8 protein-coding genes and 2 pseudogenes are annotated in these 8,673 nt (G+C 72.4%); 6 read left to right on the forward strand and 4 right to left on the reverse strand.

Features of this window, described 5'->3' with window-relative positions; translation table 11 throughout:
• Window positions 1-83: 83 nt before the first annotated feature.
• Complete coding sequence (locus JNW89_RS19355; protein ID WP_154941675.1) at window positions 84-1,091, reverse strand: tripartite tricarboxylate transporter substrate binding protein; 1,008 nt, start codon at window positions 1,089-1,091, stop codon at window positions 84-86.
• 99 nt (window positions 1,092-1,190) lie between these two features.
• Here JNW89_RS19355 and JNW89_RS19360 point away from each other — a divergent pair, with 99 nt between their 5' ends.
• The 4 genes and pseudogenes from JNW89_RS19360 (at window position 1,191) to JNW89_RS19375 (ending at window position 3,554) form a co-directional block, all read left to right on the forward strand.
• A complete protein-coding gene (locus JNW89_RS19360; RefSeq protein WP_238449974.1) occupies window positions 1,191-1,439 on the forward strand; it encodes a hypothetical protein in 249 nt (82 codons plus the stop codon).
• 11 nt (window positions 1,440-1,450) lie between these two features.
• Window positions 1,451-2,251, forward strand: a pseudogene (locus JNW89_RS19365) (PAS domain-containing protein); the annotation flags it as partial.
• Window positions 2,252-2,655: 404 nt separating this feature from the next.
• Window positions 2,656-2,883 (forward strand): ATP-binding protein, encoded by a 228-nt coding sequence (locus JNW89_RS19370; protein WP_238449975.1) that lies wholly within the window; start codon window positions 2,656-2,658, stop codon window positions 2,881-2,883.
• The gene (locus tag JNW89_RS19375; protein WP_238449976.1) at window positions 2,880-3,554 is read left to right on the forward strand and encodes a response regulator; all 675 of its coding nucleotides are present in this window, start codon (window positions 2,880-2,882) and stop codon (window positions 3,552-3,554) included. The genes JNW89_RS19370 and JNW89_RS19375 overlap by 4 nt, the downstream gene beginning before the upstream one ends.
• A gap of 4 nt (window positions 3,555-3,558) precedes the next feature.
• On the opposite strand, the pseudogene JNW89_RS19380 reads toward JNW89_RS19375, so the two are convergent.
• Window positions 3,559-4,241, reverse strand: a pseudogene (locus JNW89_RS19380) (response regulator).
• 20 nt (window positions 4,242-4,261) lie between these two features.
• Window positions 4,262-5,533, reverse strand: a complete 1,272-nt coding sequence (locus tag JNW89_RS19385) for a cell wall metabolism sensor histidine kinase WalK (protein ID WP_238449980.1) — start codon at window positions 5,531-5,533, stop codon at window positions 4,262-4,264.
• 233 nt (window positions 5,534-5,766) lie between these two features.
• Here JNW89_RS19385 and phoU point away from each other — a divergent pair, with 233 nt between their 5' ends.
• Entirely contained in the window at window positions 5,767-6,420 is a 654-nt protein-coding gene (gene phoU / locus JNW89_RS19390; protein ID WP_238449977.1) for a phosphate signaling complex protein PhoU, read from the forward strand.
• Between the two features lie 49 nt (window positions 6,421-6,469).
• Here the strand turns inward: phoU and JNW89_RS19395 are convergent, their stop codons facing one another.
• Entirely contained in the window at window positions 6,470-7,237 is a 768-nt protein-coding gene (locus tag JNW89_RS19395) for a phosphoglyceromutase (RefSeq protein ID WP_238449978.1), read from the reverse strand.
• A 151-nt stretch (window positions 7,238-7,388) separates the two neighbouring features.
• On the opposite strand from JNW89_RS19395, the gene JNW89_RS19400 reads away from it, so the two are divergent.
• Window positions 7,389-8,673 (forward strand): MFS transporter (locus JNW89_RS19400; RefSeq protein ID WP_238449979.1); only part of this gene is annotated, 1,285 nt, incomplete at its 3' end.

An 8,673-nucleotide genomic window follows, 5' to 3' on the forward strand; every position in this document is an offset into this window, starting at 1 on the left:
CGGTACGGCGGGGACACCCGCCCCACCCGCCGCCGGGCGGGGCGGCGGGTCGCCGCCCCGGTCCGGTCGGGTCGTCATGCCGCTCATGCCAACCCGAGCTGCTTGAGCAGGTCGGCCACGGACTTGTCCTGCTCGGTGAGGAAGGTGGCGAACTGGTCTCCGGTGACGAAGGCGTCGGTCCAGCCCCGCTTGGCCAGCTCGGCCTTCCACTCGTCGGACTCGTGCATCTTCGTCAGCGCGTCGATCCAGACCTTCTTGTCGGCGTCGCTGATGCCGGGCGGCGCGACGATGCCCCGCCAGTTGGTGAAGACCAGGTCGATGCCGGCGGACTTGAGCGTCGGCACGTCCTTGAGGGCGTCGATCGGCGCCTCGCTGGTCACCGCGAGGACCCGGATCTGGCCGGCCTCGACCTGGTCGAGGAACTCGCCGAAGCCGCTGGCGCCGAAGGCCACCTTGCCGCCGAGCACGGCCGGCAGCAGTTCGCCGCCGCCGTCGTACGAGACGAAGTTGACCTGACGGGGGTCGATGCCGACGGTCTTGGCGAGCTGCATCGGCAGCAGGTGGTCCGGGCCACCGGGGGACGAGCCGCCGCCGACCGCGATGCCCTTGGGGTTGGCCTTCCAGGCCGCGACGAGGTCGCCGATCGTCTTGTACGGCGAGTCCTTCGGCACCACGATGGCGCCGGCCTCCTCGATCAGCTTCGCCAGCGGGGTGGTCTGGGTGAGCGTCGCCGACGACTTGGAGGTGTACGAGGCACCGACCACGCCCAGCCCCATCTGCATGGCGAGCTTGCCGTTGCCCTTCTCGTTCACCGTGCGTTGGAGGCCGACGGTGCCGCCCGCGCCGGGCAGGTTGAAGACCTGCACCCCGGTGGCGATCTTGGCGTCCTCCATCACCTTGGCCGCGGTGCGGGCGGTGGTGTCGTACCCGCCGCCGGGGGTGTTCGGCACCATGATCCGAAGTCCGGTGGCCGGTTTGCCGTCGCCGCCGGATCCGCCCTCGTTCTTGTCCGCGGTGGCCCCGCAGGCGCCCAGCGCCAGCGCCGTGGCGGCGGCGACGCCCATGACCAGCAGGTTTCTCCGAGTTGCCATCTTGTTTCTCTTCCGTTTCGAAGGAGTCCGGCGGCAAGATGATGACCCCCGGGCAGATCCCGCGTCTGCCTTGTGTCACCAGCGGAAATTGAGGTCTTTGTGGTCGCGGTCACGCCCCGCCGTACCTTGGCCGGGCAGTTGCTCGTGCTCCAGCTCGCGATCATCGTGGTCGTGCTGGTGGCGGTGGCCGCCGTCTCGCTGGCCCAGTCGGCGGCGACCTTCAACCGGGTGGAGGGGCGGCGGGTGGCCGCCCTCGGCGAGGAGCTCGCCGGAAACCCGCTGCTGCGCGACCGGCTCAACCAGCCGCGCCGGCGGAGCTGGTCGCCCCGCTGGTGCAGAACGCGCTGACCCGGTCCGGGGTGACCTCGGTGACCGTGGCCGACGCCCGGGGGCGGGTGGTCAGCTCCACCGACCCGACGCTGGTGGGCAGCCCGCTCGTGCTCGGCGATCCCGATGTCGCGCGGGGCCGGAGCTGGTCCGGCGAGCTGGAGGTCGGCGGCTCCCGGGAGCTGGTGGCCCAGGTGCCGGTGCTCGGGGCCCGTGAGTACAACCTCGGGCGGCACCTCGGCGTGGTGATGATCGGCGAGGCGTCACCGCCCTGGTCGGAGCGGCTGGTCGGCGCCTCGTCGTACCTCTTCACGTACCTGGGCATCGCCAGCCTGCTCGGGGTGGCCGGCTCCTGGTTGCTGGCCCGACGGATCAAGCGGCAGACCCTGGGCCTGGAGCCACGGGAGATCGCCGGCCTGGCCGAGCACCGGGAGGCGCTGCTGCACGGCCTTGCCGAGGGGGTGGTCGCGCTGGACCCGCAGCTGCGGATCACCCTGGTCAACGCGGTCGGCCGGCGGCTGCTCGACCTGCCCGAGGACTGCCTGGGCCGCAGCCTCGCGGACCTGAGGATCTCCGGCCGGCTGCGGGACGTGCTGGCCGGTGCCGACAGCGACCCGGAGGCCCGGGACGAGGTGGTCGTGCGCGGCGGCCGGGTGCTGGTGATGAACCGGATGACAGTGACCAAGGACGGCCGCCGGCTCGGCTCGGTGACCACCCTGCGCGACCGCACCGAGCTGGCCCGGCTGGAGCAGGAGATCGGCTCGTTCCGCAGCACCACGGAGCTGCTGCGCGCCCAGACCCACGAGTTCGCCAACCAGCTGCACACCATCTCGGGGCTGATCCAGATCGGTGAGCACGACGAGGTGGTCCGGTACGTCGACGCGCTGAGCCGGCACCGGGCCTCGCTCGACCTCACCGTCACCAGCCGGATCCACGACACGGCGGTGGCGGCGCTGCTGATGGCGAAGTCGGCGCTCGCCGCCGAGCGCCGGGTGGAGCTGCGGATCTCCGAGCGGACCGGCCTGGACCGGCTGGAGCCGGCGGTCGCCGCGGACGTCGCGACGGTGCTGGGCAACCTGGTCGACAACGCCGTCGAGGCGGTGGCCGGCGGCCGGGAGGGTCCGACGCCGTCGGCGTCCGGCGCTCCGGACGACGCCGGCCGGGCGGCGGCGACCCGCCGGACCGGCCGGCCTGGGTGGAGGTCGAGCTGCGTCGGGACGCCTCCTCGGTGGAGATCGTGGTCCGCGACTCCGGCCCGGGGATCGCCCCGCAGTTGGCCCAGGAGGTCTTCACCCACGGCTTCACCACGAAGGCGGCCCGGGGCGGCGAGCGGGGCATCGGGTTGGCACTCACCCGGCTGGTCTGTCACCGTCGCGGCGGCGAGGTGGCGGTGACGAACACCGAGGAGGGCGCGATGTTCACGGCCCGGATGTCGGTGACCGGCACTCTGGAGGGGGTCCGGTGATCGACGTACTGGTGGTCGACGACGACTTCATGGTGGCTCGGATCCACCGGGGCTTCGTCGAGCGGATCGACGGCTTCCGGGTGGTGGGCACGGCCAGCACCGGCGAGCAGGCGGTCGCCGCCGTCGACGAGCTCCGCCCCGACCTGGTGCTGCTCGACCTCTACCTGCCGGACATGTTCGGCCTGGACGTGGTGACCCGGCTGCGGGCCGCCCGGCACGACTGCGACGTGCTGGTGATCAGCGCGGCCCGGGAGGCCGAGGCGGTACGCCGGGCGGTCCGCTACGGCGCGGTCAACTACCTGCTCAAGCCGTTCGGCTTCGACGAGCTGCGGACCCGGCTGGAGCAGTACGCCGCCCGGCGCAACGCGCTGCGCGCCACGGTGGTGAGCGACCAGGCCGACGTGGACCGGGTGCTGTCCCGCACCGGCGCGCACATCGCCACCTCGGCGCTGCCCCGGGGCCTCAGCGCCGAGACCGCCGAGCTGGTCGAACGCACCCTGCGGGGACACTCCGGGACGTTCTCCGCCGCCGAGTGCGCCAACGCGGTGGGCATCTCCCGGGTCAGCGCCCGCCGTTACCTGGAGCACTTCGCCGACACCGGGCGGGCGGAGGTCAACCTCCGGTACGGCTCCGCCGGCCGCCCGGAGCGTCGCTACGGCTGGGTCTCCTGACGGCCTACGGCTCGAACTTGTAGCCGAGGCCGCGCACGGTGACGATGAACCGCGGCGCGGACGGCTCCGGCTCGACCTTCGAGCGCAGCCGCTTGACGTGCACGTCCAGCGTCTTGGTGTCGCCGACGTAGTCGCGCCCCAGACCCGGTCGATGAGCTGCCCCCGGGTGAGCACCCGGCCGGCGTTGCGCAGCAGCAGCTCCAGCAGCTCGAACTCCTTCAGCGGCAGCTGGACCGCGGCACCGTCGACGGTCACCACGTGCCGCTCGATGTCCATCCGGACCGGGCCGGCGGCCAGCGTCGGCGCGCCCGACTCGGTCACCTCGGGGCTCTGCCGGCGCAGCACGGCCCGGATCCGGGCCACCAGCTCCCGGGGCGAGTACGGCTTGGTGACGTAGTCGTCGGCCCCGATCTCCAGGCCGACCACCTTGTCGATCTCACTGTCCCGGGCGGTGACCATGATGATCGGCACGTGCGAGCGCTGCCGCAGTTGCCGGCAGACCTCCGTCCCGGACATCTCGGGGAGCATCAGGTCGAGCAGGACGATGTCCGCGCCGGTCCGGTCGAACTCGGTGAGGGCGGAGGGTCCCGTCGCGGCGACGGACACCTCGAAACCCTCCTTGCGGAGCATGTACGACAGGGCGTCGGAGAACGACTCCTCGTCCTCGACCACCAGAACGCGGCTCAACGGTGCTTCCTCTCGTGCGGTCAGACCTGGCGAAGCTCGGCCGGGCCGGCCTCGATCCCAGTCGACGGCAGTATCGTCTCCAGGTCGGCCGGGGGGCTGGCCGGTAACCGGAGAGTGAACGTCGAGCCCCCTCCAAGAGTGCTCGCCACCTCCACCCGGCCGCCATGGTTGCTGGCGATGTGTTTGACGATGGCCAGGCCGAGGCCGGTGCCACCGGTGGAACGGGAGCGGGCCTGGTCGGCCCGGTAGAACCGTTCGAAGATCCGGTCGACCTCGTTGGGGGCGATGCCGATGCCCTGGTCGGTGACGGCGATCTCGACGTGTTCCGCGTCGGCCCGGGTGGCGACCCGGACGGTGGTGCCCTCGCCCGAGTAGTTGATCGCGTTCTCCACCAGGTTGGCCACGGCGGTGGCGAGTTGGGTGTCGCTGCCGTACACGGTCAGCCCCTTCTCGCCCTCGGTCACCACCTGGATCTGCCGGGCGGAAGCCGTGGTGCGGGTCCGGTCGAGCACCTCGGCGACCACCCAGTCGACCGCGACCGGCTCCGGCGCGGGTTGCGGCTCCGCGCCCTGCAGCCGGGTCAGCTCCAGCAACTCCTGCACCAGCCGGCCCAGCCGGGTCGACTCGTGCTGGATCCGTTCGGCGAAGCGGCGGGCGGCGACCAGGTCCTCGGAGAGGTCCGGCGCGGCCGCCCCGGCGGGTTCGGTGGCGTCGAGCAGCGCCTCGGCGAGCAGTTGCAGCGCCCCGATGGGGGTCTTCAGCTCGTGGCTGACGTTGGCGACGAAGTCCCGGCGGACCCGGGCCAGCCGGTGCGACTCGGTGACGTCGGCGGCCTCGACCGAGATGTAGCCGGCACCGAGCCCCATCGCCCGCAGGTGCACCCCGAGCGGGTTCACGCCGGCGTTGTCGCGGCCGCGCGGCAGGTCCAGCTCGACCTCGCGCCGCACGCCGGTGCGGCGCACCTGCCCGGCGAGGGTACGGATCAGCGGGTGGGCGGCGATGGAGCCGGGCGTGGCGCCGGTGCGGAGCAGGCCCATCGCCCGGGCGGCCGGGTTGACCAGCACCGGCACGTCGTCCGGGTCGAGCACGACCACGCCGGCGCGCAGTGCGGCGATCGTCTTGCGGCCGAGCCCGGTGAGGCCGCCCTGCTGGTCGTCGGGAATCGCGAGCCTCCCTGAGCTCCAGCGGGAGCCACCGCTCCCCGACGACGCCGCCCGGCGCCGCCACTCGCGGACGGGCCCGGACAGCAGCAGACCGGCGACCAGGCCGGTCGCCAGCGCCACGGCCACCACGACCGCCACCACCCATTCCACCCGGCGATCGTAGGGTCATTGTTAACCTGGCTATCGCCCATAACGGGACGAATCATCCTCACTTCCGCAGAAGTTCACTCCCGGGTCCCGCGTCGTTCACCGGAGTTCACCTCGGGTCCGCACCCCCCGCCTACGGTTGGCGCGCACCCGCTCGACCCGTATGCCGGACGCCCCTCCCCAGGGGCCGGCGGCACCGACCCCAGGAAGTGACGATGCGCGACGAGTTCCGGGCCGACCTGCAGATTGTCAGCCAGCTGCTGGTGGACATGGCGGAAGGGGTCCGCGCCGCGATGCGCCAGGCCACCCGCGGCCTGCTCACCGCCGACCGCGAGGCGTCCGAGGCCGTGATCGCGCGGGACGCCGAGATCGACGACCTCTACCGGCACGTCGAGGAGCGGGTCTGTGACCTGCTCGCCCGGCAGGCGCCGGTCGCCTCCGACCTGCGGGCCATGATCACCGCACTGCACGTCGCGGCGGACCTGGAGCGGATGGGCGACCTGGCCGACCACGTGGCCAAGACGGCGCTGCGCCGGCACCCGTCGCCGGCGGTGCCGGCCGAGCTGCGGCCGGTCTTCACCGACATGGCCGGCATCGCCGACCGGATGGCGGAGAAGATCGGCACGGTGCTGGCCAAGCCCGACGCCGACCTCGCCGCCGAACTGGACCGCGACGACGACGCCATGGACGACCTGCACAAGAGCCTGTTCGGCGTGCTGCTCGGCGACGACTGGCCGTACGGGGTGGAGACGGCGATCGACGCCACCCTGCTCGGCCGCTTCTACGAGCGCTTCGCCGACCACGCGGTGAACGCCGGCGAGCACGTGGTCTACCTGATCACCGGCGAGTCCACGCCCGCGTCGAACTGACCCGGGCACGACGAAGGCCCCCGGTTGACCGGGGGCCTTCGTCGTGGCGTCAGCGGCCCTGGTTCGCCACCGCCGCGGCGGCTGCCTTGGCGGCGTTCGGGTCGAGGTAGGTGCCGCCCAGGGTGAGCGGGCGCAGCTGCGGGTCGAGGTCGTAGCGCAGCGGGATGCCGGTGGGAATGTTCAGCTTGGCGATCGCCTCGTCGCTGATCTGGTCGAGGTGCTTGACCAGGGCGCGCAGCGAGTTGCCGTGCGCGGCCACCAGCACCGTACGGCCGGCCAGGATGTCCGGCACGATCGAGTCGTACCAGTACGGCAGCATCCGCTCGACGACGTCCTTGAGGCACTCGGTGCGCGGCATCAGCTCGGCCGGCAGCAGCGCGTAGCGCGCGTCGCCGACCTGCGAGAACTCGTCGTCGTCGGCGATCGGCGGCGGCGGCGTGTCGTACGACCGGCGCCAGAGCATGAACTGCTCCTCGCCGTACTCGTCCAGGGTCTGCTTCTTGTTCTTGCCCTGGAGGGCGCCGTAGTGCCGCTCGTTGAGCCGCCACGACCGGCGCACCGCGATCCAGTGCCGGTCGGCGGCGTTGAGTGCCAGCTCGGCGGTGCGGATCGCGCGGCGCATCACGCTGGTGTGCACCACGTCGGGCAGCAGGCTGTGCTCGCGCAGCAGTTCGCCGCCGCGCCGCGCCTCGTTCTCGCCCTTCTCGGTCAGGTCGACGTCCACCCAGCCGGTGAAGAGGTTCTTGGCGTTCCAGTCACTCTCGCCGTGCCGCAGCAGGACCAGCGTCCCGACGGTGGGCCCCTCGCTCGCAGTCATGCCGATCATCCTGCCGCACCCCGCCGGTGGACACGCGGGTGGTGGCCGTGACGACCACCACGTGGAAAAACCGATGACCCGCGTTCCGGGCCGGCACTAGGTTGTAAGGCGCTTACATCTTGTCGGTCATTACCGAAGCGGGGGCGCGAGCGTGCGGACGGTGCGTAGTTGGTTCCGGGACACCACCGGAGGGCTGCCGAGGACCTTCTGGTACCTCTGGACCGGCACCCTGATCAACCGGCTCGGTTCGTTCGTCCTGGTCTTCCTCGCCATCTACCTGACCCAGGAACGCGGCTTCTCCCCCACCCAGGCCGGCCTGGTGCTGGGCCTGTGGGGCGTCGGCGGCGCGGTCGGCACCACCGTCGGCGGCACGCTCACCGACCGCTGGGGACGGCGGCCGACGCTGCTCACCGCGCACCTCGGCGCGGCCACCATGATGCTCGCGCTCGGCTTCGCCCGGCCGCTCTGGGCGGTGGCCACGGGCGCGCTGCTGCTCGGCATGTTCGCCGAGGCGGCCCGGCCGGCGTTCGGCGCCATGATGATCGACGTGGTGCCGGAGAAGGACCGGTTGCGCGCCTTCTCGCTGAACTACTGGGCGATCAACCTCGGCTTCGCCTGCGCCGCGGTGCTCGCCGGGTTCGCCGCCCAGGCCGGCTACCTGCTGCTCTTCGTGGTCGACGCGGCCACCACCGTGATCACCGCGCTGATCATCTTCACCCGGGTCAAGGAGACCCGCCGGGTCTCGGCCGCCCCGGCCCGCCCCGGTGGCGCCGCTCCGGTCGGCGCGCTGCGCACCATCGCCTCCGACCGGGTCTTCCTGGGCTTCGTGGCACTGAACCTGTTCGCCGCGCTGGTCTTCCTCCAGCACATCTCGATGCTCCCGATCGCGATGGGCGACTCGGGTCTCAGCCCCGCCACCTACGGCTCGGTGATCGCGCTCAACGGTGTGCTGATCGTCGTCGGGCAGCTCTTCGTGCCCCGGCTGATCAGGGGGCGCAGCCGGTCGCACGTGCTCGCCCTGGCCTCGCTGGTGATGGGCGTCGGCTTCGGCCTGACCGCGTTCGCCGACGCCGCCTGGTTCTACGGCCTCACCGTGCTGATCTGGACCCTCGGCGAGATGCTCAACTCGCCGTCGAACGCCACTCTCATCGCCGAGCTCTCCCCGGACCGGCTGCGCGGCCGCTACCAGGGCGCCTTCTCGCTGTCCTGGCAGATCGCCGGGGCGGTCGCGCCGATCCTCGGCGGCCTGGTCCGGGAACGGGCCGGCAACACCGAACTCTGGCTCGGCTGCGCCGCCATCGGCGCGCTGATGGCGGTGGCCCACCTGGTCTCCGGGCCGGCCCGGGAGCGGCGGGCCGCCCAGCTCCGGCCGGCGACGCAGCCGGTCACGCCGGTCACCGCCATCCGGCAGCCGGCCCCCCAGGCGGCCCGAGGCC

It is taken from the genome of Micromonospora sp. 4G55, assembly GCF_016803375.1.

What these genes read in the sequence shown, in the direction of transcription:
- JNW89_RS19355 (WP_154941675.1), bottom strand. Translation starts at nt 1,091, where the DNA reads ATGGCAACTCGGAGAAACCTGCTGGTCATGGGCGTCGCCGCCGCCACG.
- JNW89_RS19395 (WP_238449978.1), bottom strand. Translation starts at nt 7,237, where the DNA reads ATGACTGCGAGCGAGGGGCCCACCGTCGGGACGCTGGTCCTGCTGCGG.
- phoU (WP_238449977.1), top strand. Translation starts at nt 5,767, where the DNA reads ATGCGCGACGAGTTCCGGGCCGACCTGCAGATTGTCAGCCAGCTGCTG.